This is a genomic window from Kocuria sp. SM24M-10 (genome assembly GCF_001027955.1).
Classification (GTDB): domain Bacteria; phylum Actinomycetota; class Actinomycetes; order Actinomycetales; family Micrococcaceae; genus Kocuria; species Kocuria oceani.
Genome location: NZ_LDNX01000162.1, coordinates 28014 through 52906, shown reverse-complemented (window position 1 = coordinate 52906; position 24893 = coordinate 28014). Strand labels below are relative to the sequence as shown.

Sequence of the window (24893 nt, the reverse complement as noted above, 5' to 3'; positions counted from 1 at the left end):
ACGGCACCCGCCCGCGGCGCGGACGTCCGGAGTCGTCGAACCGTTCCGACCCTGCACGAGCCGATGAGTCGTCGAGCGTCTCATCGGCGTTCTCTTGTGCTGTCCGGAGCGGCCGGAACGCCCAACAGGAGGAGCCAGGAACCCGTGGCAACAGAGGATCCGCAGAAGCGCGAGTACGGTGCCGGTGACATCACCGTCCTGGAGGGACTCGAGGCCGTCCGGAAGCGGCCCGGCATGTACATCGGCTCGACCGGCCCGCGGGGGCTGCACCACCTCGTGTACGAGGTGGTCGACAACTCGGTCGACGAGGCGCTGGCGGGCTACTGCGACCACATCGAGGTGACGCTGCAGGCCGACGGCGGGGTGCGGGTGGTCGACAACGGCCGCGGCATCCCCGTGGACATCCACCCGACCGAGGGCCGGCCGACCGTCGAGGTCGTCATGACGATCCTGCACGCCGGCGGCAAGTTCGGGGGCGGCGGCTACGCCGTCTCCGGCGGTCTGCACGGCGTGGGCATCTCCGTGGTCAACGCCCTGTCCCGCCGTGTGGAGACCCAGGTGCGCCGCCAGGGCCACGTCTGGCGGATGGTCTTCGCCGAGGGCGGCCGGCCGCAGGGAGAGCTGGTCCGGGGCGAGGAGACGGAGGAGACCGGCACGACCCAGGTCTTCTACCCGGACCCCGAGATCTTCGAGACCGTGGACTTCGACTTCGAGACCCTGCGGGCGCGCTTCCAGCAGATGGCGTTCCTCAACAAGGGCCTCCGGATCAGCCTGACGGACGAGCGCGTGGCCGAGGAGTCCGGCGAGGAGATCGCCGGCTCCGCCTCCGACCACTCGGGGGGCCGCGCGGCGGCCGGCGCCGACGGGGAGCCGGTCGAGGGCCGCGACGGCGGCACGGACGTCCCCCGGCTCAACCACGAGGACGAGAGCGACTCCGGCCATCGCCGGGTCGTCTACAAGTACGACCACGGCCTGCTCGACTACGTCACCTTCCTGAACACGTCCAAGAAGGCCGATCTCGTCCACGACGACGTCATCGCGATCGAGACCGAGGACACCGACCGGAAGATGTCCCTCGAGCTCGCCATGCAGTGGACCACCGCCTACACCGAGTCGGTGCACACCTACGCGAACACGATCAACACCCACGAGGGCGGCACCCACGAGGAGGGCTTCCGCTCGGCCATGACCTCGCTGGTGAACCGGTACGCCCGGGAGAACAAGCTGCTGCGGGACAAGGACGAGAACCTCACCGGCGACGACGTGCGGGAGGGCCTGACCGCGGTCATCTCGATCAAGCTCGCCGAGCCCCAGTTCGAGGGCCAGACCAAGACCAAGCTCGGCAACTCCGAGGCGAAGGCCTTCGTCCAGCGCGAGGTCAACGACCGGTTCGGCGACTGGCTCGAGCGCAACCCGGCCGCGGCGCGGGAGATCATCCGCAAGGCCATCAACGCCTCGCAGGCGCGGCTCGCGGCCCGGAAGGCGCGCGAGACCACCCGCCGCAAGGGCCTGCTCGAGTCCGGCGGGATGCCGGGCAAGCTCAAGGACTGCTCCTCCAAGGACCCGTCCCTGTCCGAGATCTACATCGTGGAGGGCGACTCCGCGGGCGGCTCCGCGGTGCAGGGCCGCGACCCCGCGCACCAGGCGATCCTGCCCCTGCGCGGGAAGATCCTCAACGTGGAGCGGGCGCGGCTGGACCGGGCGCTGTCCAACGCCGAGGTCCAGTCCATGATCACCGCCTTCGGCGCGGGCATCGGCGACGACTTCGACATCGAGAAGGCGCGCTACCACAAGATCGTGCTCATGGCCGACGCGGACGTGGACGGCCAGCACATCACCACCCTGCTGCTGACGCTGCTGTTCCGCTTCATGCGCCCGCTCATCGAGCACGGCTTCGTCTACCTGGCCCAGCCCCCCCTGTACCGGATCAAGTGGTCCAACGCACCGCACGACTACGTCTACTCGGACGCCGAGCGGGACCAGGCCCTCGCCCGGGGCCTGGCCAACAACCAGCGCATCCCCAAGGACAACGGGATCCAGCGCTACAAGGGTCTCGGCGAGATGGACTACACCGAGCTGTGGGACACCACGATGGACCCCGAGCACCGCACGCTGCTCCAGGTGACCATGGAGGACGCCGCGGCCGCGGACCAGATCTTCTCCGTGCTCATGGGCGAGGACGTCGAGTCCCGCCGCGAGTTCATCCAGCAGAACGCCAAGGACATCCGGTTCCTCGACATCTGATCCGCGACATATGACCGGCTCGGCATATACGGCCGGGACCGGGGCGCCGGCAGGACACCGAGAACCAGCAGACAGAACGGAATGACCGCATGAGTGACGAGATCCAGGACGGACAGACCCCGGAGGACGCCGGCCCCAGCGGCGACCTCGAGAGCTCGCCCGTGCTGACCGACCGCGTGGAGCAGGTGGACCTGCAGACCGAGATGCAGCGGTCCTACCTCGACTACGCCATGGCCGTCATCGTCGGCCGCGCCCTCCCGGACGTCCGGGACGGGCTCAAGCCGGTGCACCGCCGGGTCCTCTACGCGATGTACGACGGCGGCTACCGCCCGGACCGCTCCTTCAACAAGTGCGCCCGCGTGGTGGGCGAGGTCATGGGCCAGTACCACCCGCACGGCGACTCCGCGATCTACGACGCCCTGGTGCGCCTGATCCAGCACTGGGTGATGCGCTACCCGCTCGCGCTGGGCCAGGGCAATTTCGGCTCCCCGGGCAACGACGGCGCGGCGGCCCCGCGGTACACCGAGACCAAGATGGCGCCCATCGCCATGGAGATGGTCCGGGACATCCACGAGGAGACCGTGGACTTCCAGGACAACTACGACGGCAAGAACCAGGAGCCGTCGGTGCTGCCGTCCCGGTTCCCGAACCTGCTGGTCAACGGGTCCTCCGGCATCGCGGTGGGCATGGCCACCAACATCCCGCCGCACAACCTGCGCGAGGTCGCAGACGGCGTGCAGTGGTACCTGCGGAACCCGGACGTCTCCAACGAGGACCTGCTCGAGGAGCTGCTGCAGCGGATCAAGGGTCCGGACTTCCCGACCGGGGCGCAGATCCTCGGGCACAAGGGCATCGAGGAGGCCTACCGGACCGGGCGCGGCTCGATCCCGATGCGGGCCGTGGTCAACGTCGAGGAGATCCACGGCCGCACGTGCCTGGTGGTCACGGAGCTGCCCTACCAGGCGAACCCGGACAACCTCGCGATGAAGATCGCGGACCTCGTCAAGGACGGCCGGATCACCGGCATCGCCGACATCCGGGACGAGACCTCCGGGCGCACCGGCCAGCGCCTGGTGATCGTGCTCAAGCGGGACGCCGTGGCCAAGGTGGTGCTCAACAACCTCTACAAGCACACGCAGCTGCAGGACAACTTCTCCGCCAACATGCTCGCCCTGGTGGACGGGGTGCCCCGCACCCTCAGCCTCGACGCCTTCATCCGGCACTGGGTCACCCACCAGATGGACGTCATCGTGCGGCGCACCCGGTACCGGCTGCGCCAGGCCGAGGCGGAGGCCCACATCCTGCGGGGCCTGCTCAAGGCCCTCGACGCCCTCGACGAGGTCATCGCGCTCATCCGCCGCTCCCCGACGGCCGACGACGCCCGCACCGGGCTCATGGAGCTGCTGCAGATCGACGAGGACCAGGCACAGGCCATCCTCAACATGCAGCTGCGCCGGCTCGCCGCCCTCGAGCGGCAGAAGATCCAGGACCGGCACGCGGAGCTGGAGCGGCTGATCGCCGAGTACACCGAGATCATCGCCTCCGAGGCGCGCCAGCGCGACATCATCTCGACCGAGCTCGAGGAGATCGTGAGCCGCTACGGCGACGACCGCCGCTCCGAGATCCAGTACGGCTACGACGGCGACATGTCGATGGAGGACCTGATCCCCGAGGAGGAGATGGTCGTGACCATCACCCGCGGCGGATACGTCAAGCGCACCCGCTCGGACCAGTACCGGTCCCAGCGCCGCGGCGGCAAGGGGGTCCGGGGCGCGCAGCTGCGCGCGGACGACGTCGTCGAGCACTTCTTCGTGACCACCACGCACAACTGGATCCTGTTCTTCACGAACCTCGGCCGGGTCTACCGGACCAAGGCCTACGAGCTGCTCGAGGCCGGCCGGGACGCCAAGGGCCAGCACGTGGCCAACCTGATGGCCTTCCAGCCCGGGGAGCGGATCGCCCAGGTCATGGAGCTGCGCTCCTACGACGACGCCCCGTACCTCGTGCTCGCCACCCGCAACGGGCTGGTGAAGAAGACCCGGCTGCTGGACTACGACACCAACCGCTCGGCCGGCGTGATCGCGATCAACCTGCGCGAGGACGACGAATTGGTCTCGGCGCAGCTGGCGTCGGCGACGGACGACCTGCTGCTCATCTCCCGCCACGGGATGTCCCTGCGCTTCACCGCGTCGGACGACGTGCTGCGCCCCATGGGCCGGGCCACCTCGGGGGTCACCGGCATGAAGTTCCGCGGCGGCGACGAGCTGCTCTCGGCCAACGTGGTGACCGACGACGCCTACGTCTTCGTCGTCACCGAGGGCGGCTACGCCAAGCGCACCAAGGTGGAGGAGTACCGGGTGCAGGGCCGCGGCGGGCTCGGCATCAAGGTGGCGAAGCTCGCGGAGCAGCGCGGCCGCCTGGTCGGCGGGCTGATCGTGGGCGAGGAGGACGAGGTCCTCGTGGTCATGGAGTCCGGGAAGGTCGTGCGCACCGGGGCCTCCGAGGTCCCCGCCAAGGGCCGGGACACGATGGGCGTGATCTTCGCCAAGCCGTCCGCGGGCGACTCGATCACGGGCGTGGCCCACAACGCCGACCGCGAGATCGCGCAGGAGGTCGACGCCGAGGCCGTGGCCGAGATCGACGTCCAGCAGGACGAGTCCATGGAGACGGCCGACGTGCAGCAGGCCGAGGACACCGGTGAGCTCGATTCCGTCCCCGGAACCGGGGACACGGCGGGCGATGAAGTAGCGTTGGACGCGAACAACAACGGAGGTAACGCATGAGCTCGAGTTCCGGCTCCAACGCCGCCGGCAAGTCCGGACGCGCCCCCCTCGCGTCCGCGCCCCGGCCCGGTGCCGCGGCGAAGCCGGGCCCGGCCACGTCCGCGAAGTCCGGGACGGCCGACCGCACCGCCCCCCGGCCGGTGAAGTCCGCCCCGGCCCCGGCCAAGAGCAGCCGGCCGGCCGCTTCCACGAAGGGCCTGGTCCGCCCCGCTCCGCGCCCGAGGGTGCGCCGGGCGCGGCTCGTGGTCTCGAAGGTGGACACCTGGTCGGTGCTCAAGCTCGCGTTCCTGCTCTCGGTGGCGCTCGGGATCATCACCGTGGTCGCCTCCGTGGTGCTGTGGATCGTCCTGGACCTCACCGGGATGTTCGACGGCATCAACGAGCTGCTCGGCATGCTGGGCGGCGCGGGCGGGGCGCTGAACGTGAAGGACTTCCTGTCCCTGGGGCAGATCGCGATCTTCGCGACCATCGTCTCGGTGGTCAACGTGATCCTCCTGACCGCTCTCTCGGTGCTCGCGGCGCTGCTCTACAACATCGCCGCGGCCCTGGTGGGCGGGGTCGGTCTCACCCTCACGGACGACTGACCCGGCACGGTACGGTCACCGGACGCCGGTCCGGGCCGGATTTGGCACGGATCGGCAACTCCGGTATCGTTTCTTCTCGGTCCGCAAGGGCCGGAAGGGCGTATAGCTCAGACGGTTAGAGCGCTTCGCTGATAACGAAGAGGTCCCAGGTTCAATTCCTGGTACGCCCACGGTTCCCTTTTTCGCATGTCAGGAGGCAGGCGTGAACAGGAAAGTGGCTGCGGTTCTCGCCCTGGTCGGAGCGTCCGTCGCGGTGCTCTCCAAGCTGCGGGAGACCGATGCCGACCGTACCGCGTGGGCGGACGCCACCGACGAGGTGGAGTAGTCCGGCACTGCGGGGGCGTGGCGCAATTGGTAGCGCATCTGCTTTGCAAGCAGAGGGTTAGGGGTTCGAGTCCCCTCGCCTCCACCACCTGAGATCCCGATCGAGCTCGCGCTCGGTCGGGATCTTCGTCGTCCGGCCCGGGTGCGTCCGCCGGCCACGCGCCGCACCGCTCGGCGCCGCGTCCCCTCCTGCTCCACGGCAGAGGCCCCCGCTCCCTGGACGGGAGCGGGGGCCTCTGCGGCGGGAGCGGGGGCTCAGGACTCGTGGTCGTCCTTCTTGCCCTGGATCTGCTCCTTGACCTCGTGGATCGTGGCCTTGGCGTCCTCGCCCACGGACTGGGCGTTGTCCTTGACCTCGGAAGCCGCCTCCGAGACACCGCCGGACTGGCCGGCCGGGGTGGTGGCGTCCTTGACGTCGTCGACCTGCACGCCGGTGCCGGCGGCCACGGTGGTCTGCTGGGCGACCGGGGAGGCCGTCACGCGCGGGGACGTGGCCGCGGGGGTCTTCCAGGGGTCCTCCACCGGGCGGGACGCCTTCCAGGCGGCCACACCGGCGACGCCACCGGCGACGAGCAGTCCCAGCACCAGCAGGCCCTTGTGCGAGCTCTCGGCCTTCTTCTGCTGCTTGGCGTAGTCCTTGGCGACCTTCGAGGCCGCCTTCTTCGCGTTGGCCACGGCCTTCTTGTCACCGGTCAGCTTGGCCACGATGGCCTCGAGCTGCTCCGGGGTGTCCGCGTCCGCGAACTTGCCCGCGAGCAGGGCGGCGGCACCGGCGTACTTCGCCTGCATCGCGGCGCGGCTCTCGGCGGCGCGGTCGGCGGCCTTCGCGGCGACGGGGGCCGCGGCCTTGGACGCCTTCGCGGCGACCGGTGCGGTCACGGCGGCCGCCTTCAGCTTCGCGGAGCCGGAGAGGTCGTGGGCCCGGCCGAGGCCCTCCTGGACCTTCGGTCCGGCGGTCGCCACACCGCCGGCGAGCGCGGCGGCACCCGCCTCGACGCCGTGCTGCAGCCGGGGTGCCAGCTCGCCGATCTCCTTGGACGCCCACTTGCCGGCGTCGAGCACCTTGCTCTCCGCGGCCTTCTGCGCCGCGGCGGCCTTCTTCTCGCTCTTGGACTTCGTGAAGCTCATGAATCCATCCCTCCTCGGGTCGTGACAATCCATGGTCAGCATACGTGCAGAGTCCACCCCGATGGAGGTCCTCCCGCGCGATGCCGGGGCTTTTCACTGTGCGCTGAACGCCACGGGACGTCACGGAGCGGCCTCCGCCCGCGTGCAAGAATGACCCCATGACTTCTGCCATCCCCACTGCCAAGGCGACGATCCACACGAACCACGGTGACATCGTCGTGAACCTGTTCGGCAACCACGCCCCGAAGACCGTCAAGAACTTCATCGGCCTCTCGGACGGCACCCAGGAGTGGAGCGACCCGCGCACCGGTGAGAAGCAGACCGGTCCGCTGTACCAGGACGTGGTCTTCCACCGCATCATCCGGGACTTCATGATCCAGGGCGGGGACCCCCTGGGCCAGGGCATCGGCGGGCCGGGCTACGAGTTCGACGACGAGATCCACCCCGAGCTCACCTTCAACGAGCCCTACGTGCTCGCCATGGCGAACGCCGGCAAGCGCAACGGCCGGGGCACCAACGGGTCCCAGTTCTTCATCACCACGGCCCCCACCACCTGGCTGCAGGGCAAGCACACCATCTTCGGCGAGGTCGCCGACGACGCGTCGCGGAAGGTCGTCGACGAGCTGAACGACGTCCGCACCGGCGGCATGGACCGCCCGGTCGAGGACTGCGTGATCACCTCGATCGACGTCGAGCAGCTCTAGGCCCCAGCAGGACCCCACCCCGGCGCCGCCGGGGTCACGGCGCAGGCCCGTCCGGAGCGATCCGGGCGGGCCTGCGTCGTCCCTGTCCACCGATCCCGGCCCGCGGGCCGGCCCACGAGGAGTTCCAGTGAGCGGCGAGCGACCGCAGTACGGCGCGTCCACCGGGGGAGAGGTCCCCGTGTGCCCGCGCCACCCGGACCGCCCCAGCTACGTCACCTGCCAGCGGTGCGGCCGCCCGGTGTGCCCGGAGTGCCAGCGCACGGCCGCGGTGGGCGTGCACTGCGTCGACTGCGTGCAGCAGGCCTCGCGCCGCCGCCCCGCCGTGCGCACCGGTCTGGGCGGCCGGGCGCCGCAGGGCTCGCCGATGCTCGTCACGTGGTGGCTCATCGGCGCCAACGCCGTGGTCTACGCCCTGCAGTGGCTGGTCCAGGCCGTGGGCGTGAGCCTGCTCCAGATGTTCGCCTACGCCCCCGTGATGACCACCTCCGAGCCGTGGCGGATGCTCACCAGCGGGTTCCTGCACTCGATGTCCAGCCCGTTCCACCTGCTCCTGAACATGTACATGCTGTACCTGTTCGGGCGGATGCTGGAGCCCGCGCTGGGCCGCACCCGGTTCCTGCTGCTGTTCCTGCTCTCCGTCCTCGGGGGATCGGTGGGCGTCCTGCTGCTCTCGCACCCGCTGAGCCTGGTGGTCGGCGCCTCGGGCGGCGTCTTCGGGCTCTTCGGCGCCCTCTTCGTCCTGCAGCGGCACCTGGGGCAGTCGATCACGCCCATCGCCGTGCTCATCGGGATCAACATCGTCTTCGGCTTCCTCTTCCCCGGCATCGCCTGGCAGGCGCACCTCGGGGGACTGCTCACCGGTGCCCTCGTGGCCTTCGGCTACACCGCGGCCGCACGACGGCGCGCCGGCCGCCGGCGCTGAGCCGCCGGGTCGGCCCCACGAGGTTCTCCACAGGCTCTGTCCCCAGCTGTCGACAAGTTACAGCCGTGGAATTCCACACCTGTGACCCGCGCTGTGGACGGCGCCACGGCGGCGTCCACACCTGTTAATAACGCTGTGGAGAGGCGACTGTGCACACGGTTCTCCACACCTGTGGACAACGTTGTGCACCGGTTGGGGAGAAGCGGGAACCGGTGCGGGCGCGTCGTCCTCAACCGATCCTCAGCGCGGTGCGGGACACTGGAAGCTGACCGCGCGGCCCCGTGACGGCCGGCGAGGGAGGAGGGCGCGTGCGCGTGCTGCTGGTGGAGGACGAGGTGGACCTCGCGGAGTCGGTGCGCCGCGGCCTGACGAACGAGGGCTTCGTGGTCGACGTGGCCCACGACGGCGTCACCGGGGCGTGGCTGGCCCGGGAGAACCCATACGACGTCGTGGTCCTGGACCTCATGCTGCCCGGCAGGAACGGCTACGCCGTCCTCGAGGAGATGCGTGCCGCCGAGAACTGGGTGCCCGTCCTGATGCTCACCGCGAAGGACGGCGAGTACGACCAGACCGACGCGTTCGACCTCGGCGCCGACGACTACCTGACCAAGCCCTTCAGCTTCCTCGTCCTCGTCGCCCGGCTGCGGGCGCTCATCCGCCGGGGCGCCCCCGAACGGCCGGTGGTGCTCGCCGCCGGCTCCCTGGAGCTGGACCCGGTCCGCCGGACCGTGACCCGCCGCGGGCAGCACCTGGAGCTCACCGCCAAGGAGTACGTCATCCTGCAGTACCTCCTGCAGAACAAGGAGAAGGTGGTCTCCAAGCTCCAGATCATGGACAACGCCTGGGACGCCGGCTTCGAGGGCTCGGAGAACATCGTGGAGGTCTACGTGGGCTACCTGCGCAAGAAGATCGACGCCCCCTTCGGCCTGTCCACCCTGCAGACGGTCCGCGGCATGGGCTACCGCCTGGTGCCCGACGAGCCGGGGGCAGCGAGCCCGTGACCGCCCGCCGGGGATCGCCGTTCGATCGGTGGGGCGTGCGCCGGCGCAGCACGGCCGCCGCGGGCCTGCTGATCCTGCTCGTGGTCGCTGTGGCCGGGGGCGTGCTGCTCGAGCTCGTGCACCGCACCGCCGTGGGGGCCGCCCACGACCAGGCCGTGGCCCGGCAGGCGGAGATCCTGCAGGACCTCGGCGTTCCCTGGCAGCCGCGCACGGCCGGCGGCACCGCCCGGGAGACGGCCGTCTACACGACCTCCGGGCTGGGGGAGCTGATGCAGCGGCTCGGGCGGCCGGGCGTGCTCGTGCAGCTGCAGGACGCCGACGGGCGGTTGGTCGCCGCCGCGCCCGCCTCCACGCTCGAGGCTGGCCTGTCCCCGCCCACGCTCGAGCCGGGGCAGTCCTTCGACTCCGCGGCGGACGCCGCCGGACCGGGCACGCGCGCCGCCGACTTCGTGTATGTCTCGCACGGCATGTACATCAACGACGTCCCCTTCACGCTCACCGTGGCCGTGCCCATGGCGCTGCAGCAGACCACGCTCCGGACCGTGGGCCTGTTCCTGCTCGTCGGCGGTCCGCTGCTGGCCCTGCTCGGCTCCGCCCTCATGTGGTTCCTGGTCGGCCGGTCCCTCGCCCCCGTCCGGCGGATCACCGGGCAGGTCCGCCGGATCGGCACCGCCAACCTCGGGGCGCGGGTGGACGTGCCGCCCACCGGGGACGAGGTCGCCGCGCTCGCCGGGACGATGAACGGGATGCTCGACCGGCTGGAGGCCTCCGACCGCGCCCAGCGCCGGTTCGTGGCGGACGCCTCCCACGAGCTGCGCAGCCCCCTCGCGACCCTGACGACCACCATCGAGGTGGCCGCCTCGGATCCGTCCGCCACGATGTGGCCGGAGGTCGCTCCCGTGCTCCGGTCCCAGTCCCGCCGGATGGGCCGGCTCGTGGAGGACCTCCTGACCCTCGCGAAGATCGACGACGCCGGGCTGCGGCTGCGCGTCGCGGACACCGACCTGGACGAGGTGGTGCGGGAGGAGGTCGCGCGGATGCGGCCCGCGTCGCGGCACGAGGTCCGCGTGCACCTGGATCCGGTGCGGATCCGGGGGGACGGGAGCCGGCTGCAGCAGGTGCTCCGCAACCTGCTCTCCAACGCGGAGCGGCACGCGGAGTCGTGGATCGCCGTGTCCCTGCGGACGGAGGGACAGGACGCGGTCGTGACCGTGGACAACGACGGCACCGGCATCGCCCCGGCGGACCGGGAGCGGGTCTTCGAGCGGTTCGTGCGCCTGGACGACTCCCGTACCCGGGACACCGGCGGCTCCGGTCTGGGACTGGCGATCAGCCGGGAGATCGCGGCCGCCCACGGGGGCACGGTCGCCGCGGGCGAGGACGGGCGGGGCAACTGCCGCTTCGAGCTCCGGCTCCCGCTCGGGCCCGGCGGCACCGGGGTCTGAGCCGCGCTCAGTACCCCGCGGAGGCCTCGCGCCAGATCCGCCCCGCCAGGTCCGGGACGTCCTGCTCCGGGGTGCCCCGGGCGCGCAGCGCCTGGCCGATCTGCCGCTCGGCGGTCGAGGCGAGGTGCTCGCGCATGGCCTCTCCCGCGGCGTCCCCGTCCTGGCCGAGCACCGCCTGCACCAGGGCGTCGTGCTCCCCGGCGAGCTCCCCGACGGGGCGGAGCGTCGTGGCGGTCACGACGCCCAGGAAGGACGTGGTGGCGCGCAGCCGCTCCACGAGCCGGGCCGCCTGCTCGTTCCCGGCGAGCTCGAGCAGGACCAGGTGCAGCCCCTCGTCGGCCCCGGCGGTCGCCTCGAGGTCCTGCGCCCGGGCCGCGGCGTGCATCGCCTCCCACTGCGCCCGGACGCGCTCGAGGTCCGGCGGCTGCGCGAGGCCCGCCGCCCGACGGGCGGCGGGGACCTCCAGGGCGGTGCGCACGGCGAGGATCTGCGCGACGTCGGTGGGGCTGACCTCGACGATCTCGAAGCCGCGGTTGCGGTGGAACCGGATCAGCCCGGCCTCGCCCAGCCGGAGGAGGCCCTCCCGCACGGGGCTGCGGGAGACGTTCATGACGGAGGCCAGCTGCTGCACGGAGTACAGCCGCCCGGGCTCCATCTGACCGGCCATGACGGCCCGCCGCACCGCCGCCATCACCTGCACGGCGAGCGAGCTCTGGGTCGTGGCGGTCACGGCGGGCAGGGTGGGAGTGTCGGTGGGGTGTCGGCCGTCCGCCGCCGCGCCGGAGGGAGGACGGATGCGCTCGGTCACGGCGTCACGGTGAGCTTGATGTCGCCGGGGCGGTGCTCCTCGGCCCGCTGCATGGCCTCGGGCAGCCGCTCGAGGGGGAGCTCGGGGCCCAGGCAGTGCTCCACGTCGATCTCGCCCTCGGAGATCCGGCGCAGCGCCTCGCGGAAGGACGTGAGCCCCGGTTCGGCCTGCGCCGCCACGGAGCACTGCAGCCGCAGGTTCTTGCGGAACGCAGTCCACAGCGGGATGTCCGTGGGGCCGTGCCGCTCCGGCAGGCCGAAGAAGCCCACGACCCCCCGGTCGGCCGCGAGGTCGACGGCCTGGTCGCGCAGCACGTCGTGCCCCACGGCCTCGATCACGAGATCGGCGCCGCGGCCGCCGCTCACCTCGGCCACGACCTCGCCCAGGTCCTGCTCGGGCACGTGCACGGGGGTGGCGCCGAGTCCCCGGGCGACCTCGAGCCGGCCGGGGTCGAGGTCGGAGGCGACGACGTGCTCGAAGCCCAGCCGCCGGGCCTCCTCCACGAAGAACAGCCCTGCGGAGCCGGCACCCATCACCACGCACGTGTGCGCGCGCCGGGCGGGCGTCTCCACGGGCCAGAACTGGCGCATGGCGTAGAGACACGTGCCGTACTGCTGGGCCATCATGAGCCGGCGCAGCTGCCGGGAGTCGGTGGGGTCGGTGCCCGCGGGCAGCTCGACGACGTGCCGGTCGTCCACCAGCTGCAGCTCCGCGAAGCACCCGCCCATCTCACCCTGGGGCACGGTGAGCACGAGCGAGCCCTCCCGGACGTGCGGCGACCGGGACTGCACCACCACCCCGACGCCTTCGTGGCCGGGATAGCCGGGACGGCGGGGACCCTCGGCGTGCAGCAGGCCGTGGAAGACCACGTGCAGGTCCGAGCCGCAGATCGAGGCGTGCAGCATCCGCACCACCAGCTGACCCGGCTCCGTGGCCTGCGGATCCGGCCAGTCCGTGACGGTGATCGTTCCCGTGGCGGGAACGTGGGACCCTCGCATGTGCGCCTCCTGACGTCCGGCACGACGGGCGCCGGGTGAGTGACATGCTACCGACCCTTTGTCTCGGTGGTCCCCCATGACAGGAGATGAATGGCGGGCGCGGCGCACCTGCCGGGTGCGGGTGCCCGTCAGGCGCCCAGCGCGAGCTCCAGGCCCAGGACGAGCATGAGCACCGCGAGCGAGCCGTCGAGGACCCGCCAGGAGACGGGCGACGCGAAGAACCGCTGCAGACGGGTGGCTCCCCATCCCAGACCGCCGAACCACAGCACGCTGGCGGTCATCGCCCCGGCGGCGAACCACCAGCGCAGCTGCTCGCCCTGCGCATTGGCCAGCGAGCCCATGACCAGGACGGTGTCCACGTAGACGTGGGGATTGAGCCAGGTCAGGGCCAGCGCGGTGAGCGCCACCCGGCCGCGGCCGGGCGGCGCCGCCCCTGCCGCCACCAGGCCGCCCGCGGGGCGCAGTGCCCGCCGGGCGGCCAGCAGCCCGTAGCCGAGCAGGAACACCGCACCGGCCCAGCGCAGGGCGCTCATCAGCCAGGGCGCCACCTGCTCCAGGAGGGAGGTGCCGGCCACGGAGGCGGCGATCAGGATCAGGTCGGAGACCGCGCACAGCACCACCACGGTGCCGACGAACTGCCGGCGCAGGCCCTGGCGGAGGACGAAGGCGTTCTGCGCCCCGATGGCCACGATGAGGGCCAGGCCCGAGCCGAGGCCCAGCAGGGCCGGGCCGAGCACCGCGGCGGGGCTCACGCGCCGGCGCCCACGGCCTCGGCGGGGACGGCGAAGACCGGGCGCGGGGACTGCAGCCGTGCGGGGGCCGGCAGCTCCCGGCGCAGGACCCGCTCCCCGGGCTCGAGCTCGAGGGAGAACCCCGCGACGGCGTGGTGCACGTTCTCGCGCAGCACGGTCCGCTCCACGAGCTGCTCGGGGCCGGGCGGCCCGTGCAGCAGGAGCACGGGCTCACCCTCCTGCAGCTCCTGCTCGACGCGCGCCACCGCCGCCATCCAGTGGTTCTCCCGCACCCCCTCCGGGACGCGGAACGGGACGAGGACGGCGCCGCCGGCGGCCTCGTGCGTCCCCGGCGCCAGGACCCAGGCGCGCCGGCCGTGCGGCGGCTCGGCGGGGGGAGTGCGGGCCTGCGCGGGCTCCGGCCACACGTAGTCCAGGCCGGCGGTGTCGTCCGGGAACACGTCCCGGTAGAGCTCCTCGTCCTTGCTCAGCAGCTTGGACCGGTGGGAGCGGTGGAACGCGGCGTCGCCCAGCCACGGGGGCGGGTGCGCCACTCCGTCGTCGGGATACCGGTCCCAGGCCTCCGGGGCGAACTCCCGGATCTGCCACGCGGTGCTGTCGGCCCCGCCGCGGGCGGTCCACTCGTCGACCATCGCCCGCCCGTAGGCCACCAGTGCGGGGACGTGCCCGGTCCACATCGCCGTGGCGGGGTGCCGGTACCAGCCGTAGCCGGGAACCGTGGCCGCGCGCAGCACCTGGAGGGCCTCCACCCGCTGCTTGCCGAGCCGCTTGCGGTCCAGGGCACGGGCGGAGCGGGCGAAGTCCGGGTAGGGGAGGAAGGTCTGCACCGCCCCAGTCTGCTACGGACCGGACCGTGGCCACCACCGTGGCCGCCGCGTGGCGCCCCGCGGGCCACTCCGTAGACTGGCACCATGCCCCTCCCCCGCGCGCTGGAGCCCTTCCGGCTCGGCGAGTACCGTGTGCTCGCCTTCGCGATGTTCGTCAGCGTCTTCGGCGCGGGGATGTGGGCGGTGGCCCTGGTGAACCAGGTCCTGGAACTGGACGGGACGGCCGTGGACCTCTCGGCCGTGACGGCCGTGGGTGCGCTGGGCATGCTCGTGGTCGTGCTCGTGGGCGGCATCGCGGCGGACCGCCTCCCGCTGGCGGCCCTGCTGCGCCTGGTCGAGACCGCGAACGCGCTCACGGCAGCAACGGTCGCGGTGCTCGCCCTGACCGGTGGGCTGCGGCTGTGGCACCTCGGCGCCGCGGCGTTCGTGTTCGGCGCCGGCGTCGGCTTCTTCTACCCGGCCTACTCGGCCGCCCTGCCCCGGGTGCTGCCCGCCCGGCAGCTGCTCGCCGCCAACGGGGTGGAGGGCACGGCACGCCCGCTGCTGCAGCAGGCGGCCGGCCCCGCCGTGGCCGGCGTGCTCATCGGGCTCCTGGCTCCCGGCGGGGCGGTCGCCCTGATCGCCGCGTGCCACCTCGCGGCACTCGTGCTGCTGCTGCGCCTGCACGTGCCCGAGCGGGAGGCGCTGCCCGTGACGGGCCCGGCGGCCCGGGCGCCGCTCGCGGACCCGGCCGTGGCCTCGGCGGCGGAGCCGGTCGTGGCATCGGGTGCGGAGTCGGCGGCGGAGCCGGTCGTCGGCTCGGCGCCGGACGCGCAGGCCTCCGCAGGGGCGGCGGAGCCGTCCGGGGGCGTGTTCGCGTCCGTGCGGCGCGACCTCATGGAGGGCGTGCGCTACACCGTGCACACGCCGTGGCTGCTGTGGACCCTGCTGTGGGCGGTGTGCGCGGTCTTCCTGCTGCTGGGGCCCCTGGAGGTGCTCGTCCCCTTCCTCGTGCGGGACCGGCTGGGCGGGGACGCCGCCACCTTCGGCTACCTCCTGGCGTGCTACGGCGGGGCCAGCGCGCTGGCCTCGCTGGTGGTGGCCTCGTTGCCCCTGCCCCGGCGCTACCTCAGCTGGATGATCGGGCTCTGGGGGCTCGGGACGCTGCCGTTCGGCCTGGTGGCTACCACGGAGTCGTTCTGGGTCATGGCGCTGTGCCTCGCGTGCGTCGGCGCCGGGGACGGCGCGGGCATGGTGCTGTGGGGGACGCTCCTGCAGCGCCGGGTCCCGCGGCACATGCTCGGGCGGGTCTCGAGCCTCGACTTCTTCGTCTCCATCGCCCTCATGCCGGTGTCGATGGCGATCGCGGGGCCCGTCGCGCAGGTCGTGCCGCTGCCGGTGATCTTCTGGACCGTGGCCGTGCTGACCCCCGTGCTGGGGTTCGTGGCACTGTGGGCCGGCCGGATGCGCCAGGACGAGCTGGCGCATCCCCTGGCGGGCTGAGACGCCCGGGCCGCTGTGGCCGCCGTCGTCGGACCGACCCTCCGCCGCCGGACCGGCTCCGCCCGGGGCGCGGGCGCACCCGCCGGCGCCCCGGGACGACCCGGGCGGGACGACCCCGCCGGGGCCGGGTCAGTAGGCCTTCACGCGCTGCTCGACGAGCAGGTGGATCAGGGCGAAGGTGCCGTCCTCGTCGATCGCCGTCAGGGCGGACTCGAGCGCGCCGGGGATCTCGGCCTCGTGCTCGACGCGCACCCCGTAGCCGCCGAAGGCCTTGGCCATGAGCGCGAAGTCCGGGTTCTTGAGCTGGGTGCCCGAGACCCGTTGCGGGTAGTCGCGCTCCTGGTGGGTGCGGATCGTGCCGTACTCCTGGTTGTCCATCACGATCACCAGCGGGGTGGCCCCGTACTGGGCGGCGGTGGCCAGTTCCTGGCCGTTCATCAGGAACTCCCCGTCCCCGGCGATGGTCACCACCCGCCGGCCGGGGTAGCGCAGCGAGGCGGCCACCGCCGAGGGCACCGAGTAGCCCATCGAGCCGTTGCGCGCGGAGATCATCGAGGCGTACCCGCGGGTGGGGAAGTACCGGTGGGCGAAGTTGGTGTGCTCCCCGGCCCCGAAGGTCACCATCGCATCGGCCGGCAGACCGGCCACCAGGTGGGCCATCAGCGTGTCCATCCGCGCCGGTGCCTGGCCCGGGGTCCGGTCGGTGACCATCGGGGCGGGGGCGGAGAACTCCACCTGCTTGGCCCGCAGCCGGGCCGTCCACTCCTTCCAGACCGGTTTGGCCGGCAGGTCGATGCGCACCAGGTCGCGCACGAACACGTCCGGTTTCGCCACGATCTGGTAGGACACCGGCCCGGAGCGCCCGCGCAGGGACGGGTCGATGGTGACCAGGAAGTTCTTCTTCGCCCAGTCCTGGCGGACCAGGAACCCGTTGGTGATCACATCGCCCGGGACGGTGCCGACGAAGACCAGCAGGTCGGTCTCCTCCAGCATCTCGAAGGTGGCCTGCGGGCGGCCGTAGCCGATCGGGCCCACGTAGGAGGGGGAGTCGAAGCCCACGGTGCCCTCGGTGCGCCACTCGGCCGCGGCCGGCAGGTGGTGCTCCTCCAGCCAGGTGGTCAGGCCCGCCGCGCCGGCGTGGGTCCAGTCGTTGCCGCCGGTGACGAACAGCGGCTTCTCGGCCGCCGAGAGCGCATCACGCAGCGCCTTCCAGTCGTTGACCGTCATCCCGCCGTGGGCCACCGGGATCGGCGGGTGCAGGGTGGGGTCGATCTGCGTGCGGATGATGTCCTCGGGCAGGCCCACCACCACCGGCCCGGGACGGCCCGAGGCGGCGGCGAACATCGCCTCGGCCACGATCTCGGAGGCCCGCTCGGCGTGGTCCAGGACCATCACCCGCTTGGCCCCGGAGTCGAACCAGGCGTGCGGGTCGAACTCCTGGAAGGCCTCCTTGTCCCGGTGCTCGAAGGGGATCAGCCCCACGAACAGCACCATCGGGGTGGAGTCCTGCCAGGAGGTGTGCAGTCCCACGTGGGCGTTGGCCGCCCCGGGCCCGCGGGTCACCATCGCCACCCCCGGCACCGGGTTCATCTTCCCGTCGGCCTCGGCCATGTACGCCGCCCCGCCCTCGTGGCGGCACACCACCGTGGCGATCGGGGAGTCGTGCAGCCCGTCGAGCACGTCGAGATAGGACTCCCCCGGGACCACGTAGGTGCGTTCCACCCCGTGCGCCACGAGCGTGTCCACGATCACGTGGCCCGCCGACTTCCGGGCAGTGGTCTCAGCAGGGGATGCGGGATCCGCAGTGGTCTGGGTCAACGTGGTTCCTTTTCGCCGTTGAAAATGGAGCGGTGCGACTGGGCGGAGCGGGGCCCATTCCGGGGGCCCGGGCCGCACACAGCTGTCCCGAAAATACCCGAAGTCGGCGGCGATTCGTGTCCTGACGGTCACCGAGGGGTAACGAAGAGCGCACGGCCCCGGTCCGGCGCCGTGCGGCGGAAAGCCTCGAGAGGGGCCACGGTCGCCGGGGACGACGGCGGTCCGCCTCCCCGGAAGGGGAGGCGGACCGCCGTCGTCCGCGGAGCTGCGGGGCCGCTCAGTCCTGCATGTCCTCCAGCTCGATGCCGGTGGTCTCCCGGACCATCTTGAGCGTGAAGAGCAGGGAGACCAGCGCGAAGAACGTGTAGAGCCCGTAGGCGACGCCCAGCGAGAAGGCGGCCAGCGCCGGGAAGGTCACGGTGACCAGCCAGTTGGCGATCCACTGCACGAAGCCGGCCACCGCCAGCGCGGCGCCGCGGATGCGGTTCGGGAACATCTCGCCGAGCAGCACCCACATCATGGGACCCCAGGAGACGCCGAAGAAGATCACGAACAGGTTGGCGGCCACGAGCGCCACCGGGCCCGCGGTGGGGCCGAGCACGGGCGAGCCGTCCACGACGTCGGCGGTGGCGAAGAGCACGGAGAGGGTGCCGAGGGACAGGGCCATTCCGGCCGAGCCGATGAGCAGCAGCCGGCGGCGGCCCACCCGCTCCACGAGGGCGATCGCCACGATGGTGACGGCCACGTTGGTGACCGACGTGATCACCGTGATGGTGAAGGAGTCCGCCTCGGTGAAGCCCACGGACTGCCACAGCACGTTGGAGTAGTAGAAGATCACGTTGATGCCCACGAACTGCTGCAGCGCGGCCAGGCCGATGCCGACCCACACGATGGGCTTCAGACCGGCCATGCGGCCCTTGAGGTCGGACAGCCGCGGCTTGTGCTCGCTGCGGAGGGACTCCTTGATCAGGCGGACGCGCTCGGTCGCCGACGCGGATCCCTGCAGATTGGCCAGCACGGCCTGGGCCTCGTCGGAACGGCCGTCCTCCACCAGGTAGCGGGGGGACTCGGGGATCGTGAACGCGCCGATCAGGTAGGCGAGCGCCGGGACGGCCTCGGCCATGAACATCCACCGCCAGGCCTCGAGCCCCCACCACAGTTCCTGGGTGGAGCCGCCGGCCAGGGCGGCGAGCCAGGCGTCCACGGCGAGGGAGACGAAGATGCCGAGCACGATGCCCATCTGCTGCAGCGAGCCCAGGCGTCCGCGCACGGCGGCCGGGGCGATCTCGGCGATGTAGGCCGGGGCGATGATGGAGGCCACGCCCACGCCGACACCACCGACGATGCGCCAGAAGATCAGCCAGCCGAAGCTGTCGACCACGCCACAGCCGATCGCGCTGACGAGGAAGAGCACCGCGGCGATCTTCATGACCGGAACACGGCCCAGCTGGTCGGCGATCCGTCCGCCGAAGAAGGCGCCGGCGGCCGCGCCGAGCAGCGCCGAGGCCACGGCGAACCCGAGCGGGCCGGGGCTGACCCCGAACTCCTCCTGGATGGCGGAGACCGCGCCGTTGATGACGGCGGAGTCGTAGCCGAAGAGGAAGCCGCCGAAGGCGGCGATGATGCTGATCCTGAGGACGGCCGAGGTGTTGGGATGCTCCGCCACCGTCGGGGTCGTTGCGTCTTGACTCATCGAACAGCTCCCTTGCTGGTGTGAGATCGGCGGGGTCCGGCGTGCCGGCCGGCCTCCGCGCCCCGGGACGGACGCACCGGCCGACGTCGAGGGGATCTTGTGGTCCGGTCCACAGTAGAACTCGGCGCACTGGATGTCCATTAGTTGAACACGATGGACGCGCCGCCCTCCTCAGCGGGTCGGCCCGGCCCCGGCCGGCAGCTCCGCGTGCTGCAGGGCCAGGATGACGGCGCCCGCCACATGGGCCTGGATGCCGAGCCGGGCGGCCTCGATCCGCAGGTCCTGCACGCTGCCGCGGACCCCGTAGCGGGAGACGATCTCGCGCAGCGGGTCGAGCAGCAGGTCCCCGGCGCGGGAGATCTCCCCGCCGATGACCACCAGCTCCGGGTTGATGATGTTGCACAGGTTGGCCACGCTGGTGCCCAGCATCCGTCCCGTGTCGCCGATGACCCGGGCGCAGCCGATGTCCCCGGCGGCCGCGGCGGCCACGAGGTCGGGGATCGTGAGGTCGGGGCCGTGCGTGTCGGTCAGCAGCCGCGTGGTCTCCTCCGAGGAGACGTAGGTCTCGAGACAGCCACGGTTGCCGCACCGGCACACCCGGCCCCGCTCGTCGACGGTCGAGTGGCCGATCTCGCCCGCCGACCCCGTGGCGCCGCGGAAGAGGGTGCCGTTGAGGATGAGGCCGGAACCCACCCCGTGGCCGATCTTGATGTAGGCCATGTTGCGCGCCCCGCGCCCCGCGCCCCACGCGTGCTCGCCCAGCGCACCCGCGTTCGCGTCGTTCTCGACCACCACGGGCAGGCCCAGCCGCCGGCCGGCCTCCTCGCGCACGTCGATCCCGCTCCAGGCGGGCAGGATCGCGCTCGCGCTGATCAGCCGGCCGTCCAGGTCGACGGGGGCCGGCAGGGTGAGGCCCGCGGCGAGCAGCTCCGGGCGGGCGGTGCCGAGGCCGTCCAGCAGATCGTCGAGGGCCCGCCCCGCGAGCTCCAGGTCGTCGGCGAAGCGGTGCCCTGCGGGCAGGTCGTGGCGCCGCTGGGCGAGGATCCGCTGGTTGAGGTCGGCGACCGCGACGGTGAGGTGCCGGTTCCCCACGTCGATGCCCACCACGTGGCCGGCCGAGCCGCTGAAGCTGATCAGCTGACCGCGGCGGCCCGCGTTGTCGGCCTCCATGACCAGCAGTCCGGCGCCGATCAGCTCGTGCACGATGTTGGAGACCGTCGACGGCGCCAGGGCGGTGCGCCGGGAGATCTGAGCCTGCGTCAGGTGGCCGTTGCGGCGCACGGTGTCGAGCACGCGGCGCTGGTTGGCGTTGCGCAGGGACGTCTGCGAGCCGGGCTTGGCGCGGGGCTCAGCGGACTCGGACATCGTCGTCCTCTTTCGCCGGTGAACATGTGACGATGAGTGATTCTACTCACCATTCATAGGTTGAAGACAGGGGTCGCCCTTCGCCCGCGGACCGCACCGGTGGCACTCCGCGGGCCGGTCGCCGGCGGCGGCGCGCCGGGAGCCGCTGCTCAGCGGTCGGCGGAATTCGCGATCAGGGCCCTCGTGAGGGCGACCTGCTCGCGGGACGCCGCCACGAAGTGCTCGTCGCGGGTGACCACCGTGGGCACGGTGGCGTTGCCGTCGTTGAGGGACTCGACGAACGCCTGGGCGTCGCGGTCCTCCCAGATGTTCGTCCACGTGGCGCGGTCGGCGTCCTCCGCGAGACCGCGCTCCAGCATGCTGCAGAACGGGCAGCCGGGCCGCCAGTAGATCGCGACCCCTCCCTCCGCCACGTGCTGCACGGCCTCGGCGTGGGAGACGGCCTGTCGGGCGCGGCGGGACGGGTCCTTCTTGAACACGGGTGCTCCATCGTCGGTCGGGTGGTGCGGGGCCTGGTTGACCGATCAGTCTAGTGCGGCTCCCGCAGCACGTCATTGTCCCCTGAGTGGGGGACGCCCGGGCCGGAACTGACGGCCCGCCCTGCACCGGGGCGCAGTCGACGAAACAACTCACAAGCATTGTTCGGCGTGGGGATTCACCGTCCGTTCCACGTGAAACGAGTGAGCCGCTGCTCCATCACCTCGAAAAGGTTGCGCCGTCCCTGGACGAGCGACGTCCTGACACCTGGCGTCGTGCCGGCGTGCCGGCACCGTTTGTCCCCCGAACAGCTTCATGATTTGTCATTCTCTGGGTCCGGACGGCGAAATCTTTGCGAAGCCCCTGGTCACAGGCCCGCTCGGCCATCGAGCCCACGTGGTGTATGTCATGGTGGGCACCATGGCATTCCCGGCACAGCACTCTTCCCCCCGGCCGGCCCGCTCCACCTGGTCCCTGCCCCAGCTGCACCAGTGGGTGGTCGTCCCCTTCATCGTCGTGCTCGCCACGGCGACGGTGGGACGGCTCCTGGTGTACTCGCCGGGGATCGCGGCTCGGGAGACCGAGGTCCTCCAGCGGCTCGACGTCGCACGCTCCGGCGTGCTCGATCTGGGGGCACTCGCCCTGCACCACGCCTTCTCCACCCCCGGGGCGTTCGCCGTCATCGTCGCCCTCACCGCCTGGCTCGCCCGCACCCGGCGGCGCCCCTGGGACGCCGCCGGGTTCGCCGTCACCGCGCTCTGCGGCTGGGGCGCGGTCGCCGTGGCCAAGGTGGCGGTCGGGCGGTCCCGCCCGGACGCGGCGACGCTCACCGAGCCGCTCGTCCTGGTGGACGGCATCACGTCCTTCCCCTCGGGGCACACCGGCGCCGCCCTGGCGATCGCGGCGGCCTTCTGCCTCGCGGTGCGCCGGTCCGGGCGGGCACCGGCGGTCCTGGCCACGGGCGTGGGGGTCGCCGCCCTGGTCGGCGTCTCCCGGCTCTACCTGGGCGTGCACTACCCGCTCGACGTCCTCGCCTCGTTCCCCGTGGCGTGGGCCGGGCTCGCCGTGGGCTGCGGGCTGGCCAACCTGCTCGTCCCCGCGCTGGCCTTCGGGTTCGGCTGGCAGCAGGAGGGCGCCGAGTGGGACGCCGTCGAGCAGGCGCCGGAGGAGGAGCCGGCGCCCGAGGAGGAGGCGCGTCCGGTGACGAACCGGATCCCCGTCGTCGCCCGCCGCTCCGGCCACCACGCCGCCTGAGCGGACGACGCGGGGCGCCGCCGGTTCAGGGCTCGATCCGCCGGTGGGCGGGCCACCAGATGGCCCGCCCGATGTCGTAGGTCAGGGCGGGCACCAGCAGCGAGCGGACGACCAGCGCGTCCAGCAGCACCCCGAACGCCACGATGAACGCCAGCTGCACCAGGAACATGATCGGGATGACGGCCAGGGCCGCGAACGTCGCCGCCAGCACGATCCCGGCGGAGGTGATCACCCCGCCCGTGAGGGTCAGTCCCCGCAGGATGCCGGCCCGCGTGCCGTGGGCCAGGGACTCCTCCCGCACCCGGGACATCAGGAAGATGTTGTAGTCGATGCCCAGGGCCACGAGGAACACGAAGCCGAACAGCGGCACCGAGGGGTCAGCGCCGGGCAGCCCCAGGACGTGCTCGAACACCAGCGCGGAGACGCCCAGGGCGGAGAAGAACGAGATCACGGTCGTGAGGATCAGCAGCACGGGCGCCAGGACCGAGCGCAGCAGGAGCATGAGGATCAGGGTGATCACCACGAGGATCACCGGGATGATCAGCGTGCGGTCGGCGATCGAGGTCTCGTTGGTGTCGAGGTTCGTCGCGGTGGTCCCGCCCACCAGGATCTCCTCGTCCACCGCGGAGAGGTTCTCCCGCAGCTCGCGGACGGTCTGCTCGGCGGCAGGGGAGTCGGCGGCGTCGAACAGGGTCGCCTGCAGCTGGTACAGGCCCTCCGCCTCGGTCGGCTGCACGCCGGCGAACGGGCCGGCCGGCGGGGGCGCGTCCTCCCCCAGGGGGAGGATCCCGGAGGGCGAGTCGTTGGCGACGGCGGCCACGTCGGCGACGCCCTCGGTGTCCTCGACCGCCGCGACCGCGGCGTCCAGGGACCCGGTGGGCACCAGCACGACCGCCGGGCTGCCGGAGCCGCCGGGGAAGTGCTCCGCGAGGGCCTCCTGGCCGTCCCGGGCCTGGGACTCCCCGAGCACGAGCTCGCTCTGCTCCACGCCCGTGGCCTGGAACTGGGTGCTGAACCCGGCCAGCACCAGCAGCACCGCCGTGGTCACGACCCAGATCGCCCGCGGGGCGCGGGCCACGAAGCGGGCCACGGACGCCCAGACGCCCCGGCCCTCCACGGTGGGGCGGTGGCCGGTCCCGTGGCCGACCACGCGCACGCGCTCGGTCCCGGAGGCGTCGAAGCGGGGCCGGAACGGCCAGAAGGCGCCGCGGCCGGTGGCGTAGAGCACCGCGGGCAGGAAGCTCAGGGCCGCCAGGATCGACATCACGATGCCGACCGAGGCCACCGGGCCGAGTGCCTGGTTGGAGGCGAGATCGGACAGCAGCAGGCACAGCAGACCGGCGATGACCGTGGCGCCGGAGGCGACGATCGGCTCCACGGACCCCTTGAGCGCCGCCCGCGTCGCCTCGGCCCGGCCGCGGTGGTGCAGCAGGGCGTCGCGGTAGCGGGCCGTGTACAGCAGGGAGTAGTCGGTGGCCGCACCCACCACGAGGATGAACAGGATGCCCTGGACCTGGCCGCTGATGGTCACGAGGTCGTTGGCGGCCAGCCAGTAGACGACCAGGATCGCGGCGCTCAGGGCGAAGACCGACGTCAGGAGGACGAGGACGGGCAGGACCGGGGAGCGGTAGACCACCAGCAGGATCACGAAGACCACGGCCAGCGCCACGCCCAGCAGCAGCCCGTCGATGCCCTCGAAACCGGCCACGAGGTCCGCGGTGAACCCGGCGGGACCGGTGACGTAGGCCTGCAGCCCCTCCGGGCGATCCTGCGCGAACCGGTCCGAGAGCGCCTCCACGTCCTCGACCACCTCACCGTCCGGCAGCGGCACCACGACCTGGAGGGCCTCGCCGTCCTCGGACGGAATGGGCGGGGAGAGGCGTCCTTCGGCCGGTCCGCCGTCCTGCACGGAGGCGACGGTCTCCTCCGCCCACGCGCGGTCCGCCGGCTCCAGGCCGCCCTCCCGCACGAGGAGAACGATCGCGGGGATCGCGTCCGAGTCCCGGAACTCGCCCTGCAGGTCCGTGACGCGGGTGGACTCGGTGGACTCGGGCAGGAAGCTGGACTGGTCGTTCGTGGAGACCTCGGAGATCTTGCCGAAGTACGGCCCGCCGACGCCGGCCACGGCCAGCCACCCCACGATGAGCAGCGCCGGCAGGAGCACGCGCAGCAGGGTGGCCCAGCGGGAACGACGCGGCGGCCGGGTGTCGCCGGACCAGGGGGCGGAGCGGGGCCTGGTGGGGGCGGAGGAGGGCATGGCGGGCCTTTCGAAAGCGGCTGGAGC

The 24893-nt window shown here is 72.2% G+C and carries 20 protein-coding genes and 2 tRNA genes; 12 read left to right on the top strand and 10 right to left on the bottom strand.

Features of this window, described 5'->3' with window-relative positions; translation table 11 throughout:
* The first annotated feature begins 144 nt into the window (after window positions 1–144).
* From gyrB to ABL57_RS19185, 6 genes are all read left to right on the top strand, one after another.
* A complete protein-coding gene (gene gyrB, locus ABL57_RS19205; RefSeq protein ID WP_047805087.1) occupies window positions 145–2244 on the top strand; it encodes a DNA topoisomerase (ATP-hydrolyzing) subunit B in 2100 nt (699 codons plus the stop codon).
* Between the two features lie 89 nt (window positions 2245–2333).
* Complete coding sequence (gyrA, locus tag ABL57_RS19200; protein WP_047805086.1) at window positions 2334–5027, top strand: DNA gyrase subunit A; 2694 nt, start codon at window positions 2334–2336, stop codon at window positions 5025–5027.
* Window positions 5024–5611, top strand: coding sequence for a DUF3566 domain-containing protein (locus ABL57_RS23230; RefSeq protein ID WP_082157593.1), 588 nt, complete (start codon window positions 5024–5026; stop codon window positions 5609–5611). Before gyrA ends, ABL57_RS23230 begins: the two co-directional genes overlap by 4 nt.
* Before the next feature lie 96 nt (window positions 5612–5707).
* Window positions 5708–5781: transfer RNA gene (locus ABL57_RS19190), tRNA-Ile, on the top strand.
* A 32-nt stretch (window positions 5782–5813) separates the two neighbouring features.
* A complete protein-coding gene (locus tag ABL57_RS23360; protein WP_255396112.1) occupies window positions 5814–5936 on the top strand; it encodes a hypothetical protein in 123 nt (40 codons plus the stop codon).
* An 11-nt stretch (window positions 5937–5947) separates the two neighbouring features.
* Window positions 5948–6023: transfer RNA gene (locus ABL57_RS19185), tRNA-Ala, on the top strand.
* A 167-nt stretch (window positions 6024–6190) separates the two neighbouring features.
* On the opposite strand, the gene ABL57_RS19180 is transcribed toward ABL57_RS19185, so the two are convergent.
* A complete protein-coding gene (locus ABL57_RS19180) occupies window positions 6191–7063 on the bottom strand; it encodes a hypothetical protein (protein ID WP_047805085.1) in 873 nt (290 codons plus the stop codon).
* Window positions 7064–7221: 158 nt separating this feature from the next.
* Here ABL57_RS19180 and ABL57_RS19175 point away from each other — a divergent pair, with 158 nt between their 5' ends.
* From ABL57_RS19175 to ABL57_RS19160, 4 genes are all read left to right on the top strand, one after another.
* A complete protein-coding gene (locus tag ABL57_RS19175; RefSeq protein WP_047805084.1) occupies window positions 7222–7767 on the top strand; it encodes a peptidylprolyl isomerase in 546 nt (181 codons plus the stop codon).
* A 127-nt stretch (window positions 7768–7894) separates the two neighbouring features.
* Window positions 7895–8689 (top strand): rhomboid family intramembrane serine protease, encoded by a 795-nt coding sequence (locus tag ABL57_RS19170; RefSeq protein ID WP_047805083.1) that lies wholly within the window; start codon window positions 7895–7897, stop codon window positions 8687–8689.
* Between the two features lie 308 nt (window positions 8690–8997).
* Entirely contained in the window at window positions 8998–9690 is a 693-nt protein-coding gene (locus ABL57_RS19165) for a response regulator transcription factor (protein ID WP_047805082.1), read from the top strand.
* A 35-nt stretch (window positions 9691–9725) separates the two neighbouring features.
* The gene (locus ABL57_RS19160) at window positions 9726–11135 is read left to right on the top strand and encodes a HAMP domain-containing sensor histidine kinase (protein ID WP_152683470.1); all 1410 of its coding nucleotides are present in this window, start codon (window positions 9726–9728) and stop codon (window positions 11133–11135) included.
* A 7-nt stretch (window positions 11136–11142) separates the two neighbouring features.
* On the opposite strand, the gene ABL57_RS19155 is transcribed toward ABL57_RS19160, so the two are convergent.
* From ABL57_RS19155 to ABL57_RS19140, 4 genes are all read right to left on the bottom strand, one after another.
* A complete protein-coding gene (locus ABL57_RS19155) occupies window positions 11143–11943 on the bottom strand; it encodes a GntR family transcriptional regulator (protein WP_053005200.1) in 801 nt (266 codons plus the stop codon).
* A complete protein-coding gene (locus tag ABL57_RS19150) occupies window positions 11940–12941 on the bottom strand; it encodes a zinc-binding dehydrogenase (protein WP_047805080.1) in 1002 nt (333 codons plus the stop codon). Before ABL57_RS19150 ends, ABL57_RS19155 begins: the two co-directional genes overlap by 4 nt.
* Before the next feature lie 128 nt (window positions 12942–13069).
* Window positions 13070–13693, bottom strand: a complete 624-nt coding sequence (locus tag ABL57_RS19145) for a LysE/ArgO family amino acid transporter (protein ID WP_047805079.1) — start codon at window positions 13691–13693, stop codon at window positions 13070–13072.
* Window positions 13690–14520 carry an MSMEG_6728 family protein gene (locus ABL57_RS19140; protein ID WP_047805078.1) on the bottom strand — a complete coding sequence of 277 codons (831 nt, stop codon included), beginning with the start codon at window positions 14518–14520 and terminating at the stop codon, window positions 13690–13692. The genes ABL57_RS19145 and ABL57_RS19140 overlap by 4 nt, the downstream gene beginning before the upstream one ends.
* A gap of 84 nt (window positions 14521–14604) precedes the next feature.
* On the opposite strand from ABL57_RS19140, the gene ABL57_RS19135 reads away from it, so the two are divergent.
* Window positions 14605–16002, top strand: a complete 1398-nt coding sequence (locus ABL57_RS19135; protein ID WP_047805077.1) for an MFS transporter — start codon at window positions 14605–14607, stop codon at window positions 16000–16002.
* Window positions 16003–16131: 129 nt separating this feature from the next.
* On the opposite strand, the gene ABL57_RS19130 is transcribed toward ABL57_RS19135, so the two are convergent.
* The 4 genes from ABL57_RS19130 to ABL57_RS19115 all read right to left on the bottom strand — a co-directional run bounded on the left by ABL57_RS19130 (window position 16132) and on the right by ABL57_RS19115 (window position 21357).
* Window positions 16132–17820 (bottom strand): thiamine pyrophosphate-dependent enzyme, encoded by a 1689-nt coding sequence (locus tag ABL57_RS19130; protein WP_047805076.1) that lies wholly within the window; start codon window positions 17818–17820, stop codon window positions 16132–16134.
* A gap of 277 nt (window positions 17821–18097) precedes the next feature.
* Window positions 18098–19513: a sugar porter family MFS transporter gene (locus ABL57_RS19125; RefSeq protein ID WP_047805075.1), complete on the bottom strand. Its 1416-nt coding sequence runs from the start codon at window positions 19511–19513 to the stop codon at window positions 18098–18100.
* Window positions 19514–19684: 171 nt separating this feature from the next.
* Entirely contained in the window at window positions 19685–20878 is a 1194-nt protein-coding gene (locus tag ABL57_RS19120) for an ROK family transcriptional regulator (RefSeq protein ID WP_047805074.1), read from the bottom strand.
* A 149-nt stretch (window positions 20879–21027) separates the two neighbouring features.
* Window positions 21028–21357 carry a glutaredoxin domain-containing protein gene (locus ABL57_RS19115; RefSeq protein ID WP_047805073.1) on the bottom strand — a complete coding sequence of 110 codons (330 nt, stop codon included), beginning with the start codon at window positions 21355–21357 and terminating at the stop codon, window positions 21028–21030.
* Between the two features lie 418 nt (window positions 21358–21775).
* Here ABL57_RS19115 and ABL57_RS19110 point away from each other — a divergent pair, with 418 nt between their 5' ends.
* Window positions 21776–22609 carry a phosphatase PAP2 family protein gene (locus tag ABL57_RS19110; RefSeq protein ID WP_238986135.1) on the top strand — a complete coding sequence of 278 codons (834 nt, stop codon included), beginning with the start codon at window positions 21776–21778 and terminating at the stop codon, window positions 22607–22609.
* A 25-nt stretch (window positions 22610–22634) separates the two neighbouring features.
* Here the strand turns inward: ABL57_RS19110 and ABL57_RS19105 are convergent, their stop codons facing one another.
* Window positions 22635–24866, bottom strand: a complete 2232-nt coding sequence (locus tag ABL57_RS19105; RefSeq protein ID WP_053005198.1) for an MMPL family transporter — start codon at window positions 24864–24866, stop codon at window positions 22635–22637.
* Window positions 24867–24893: the final 27 nt, after the last annotated feature.

Excerpts from the sequence above, each read along its gene's own strand:
- gyrA (WP_047805086.1), top strand. The coding sequence starts at position 2,334 with ATGAGTGACGAGATCCAGGACGGACAGACCCCGGAGGACGCCGGCCCC.
- ABL57_RS23230 (WP_082157593.1), top strand. The coding sequence starts at position 5,024 with ATGAGCTCGAGTTCCGGCTCCAACGCCGCCGGCAAGTCCGGACGCGCC.
- ABL57_RS19180 (WP_047805085.1), bottom strand. The coding sequence starts at position 7,063 with ATGAGCTTCACGAAGTCCAAGAGCGAGAAGAAGGCCGCCGCGGCGCAG.
- ABL57_RS19175 (WP_047805084.1), top strand. The coding sequence starts at position 7,222 with ATGACTTCTGCCATCCCCACTGCCAAGGCGACGATCCACACGAACCAC.
- ABL57_RS19150 (WP_047805080.1), bottom strand. The coding sequence starts at position 12,941 with ATGCGAGGGTCCCACGTTCCCGCCACGGGAACGATCACCGTCACGGAC.
- ABL57_RS19135 (WP_047805077.1), top strand. The coding sequence starts at position 14,605 with ATGCCCCTCCCCCGCGCGCTGGAGCCCTTCCGGCTCGGCGAGTACCGT.
- ABL57_RS19125 (WP_047805075.1), bottom strand. The coding sequence starts at position 19,513 with ATGAGTCAAGACGCAACGACCCCGACGGTGGCGGAGCATCCCAACACC.
- ABL57_RS19120 (WP_047805074.1), bottom strand. The coding sequence starts at position 20,878 with ATGTCCGAGTCCGCTGAGCCCCGCGCCAAGCCCGGCTCGCAGACGTCC.
- ABL57_RS19110 (WP_238986135.1), top strand. The coding sequence starts at position 21,776 with ATGGCATTCCCGGCACAGCACTCTTCCCCCCGGCCGGCCCGCTCCACC.
- ABL57_RS19105 (WP_053005198.1), bottom strand. The coding sequence starts at position 24,866 with ATGCCCTCCTCCGCCCCCACCAGGCCCCGCTCCGCCCCCTGGTCCGGC.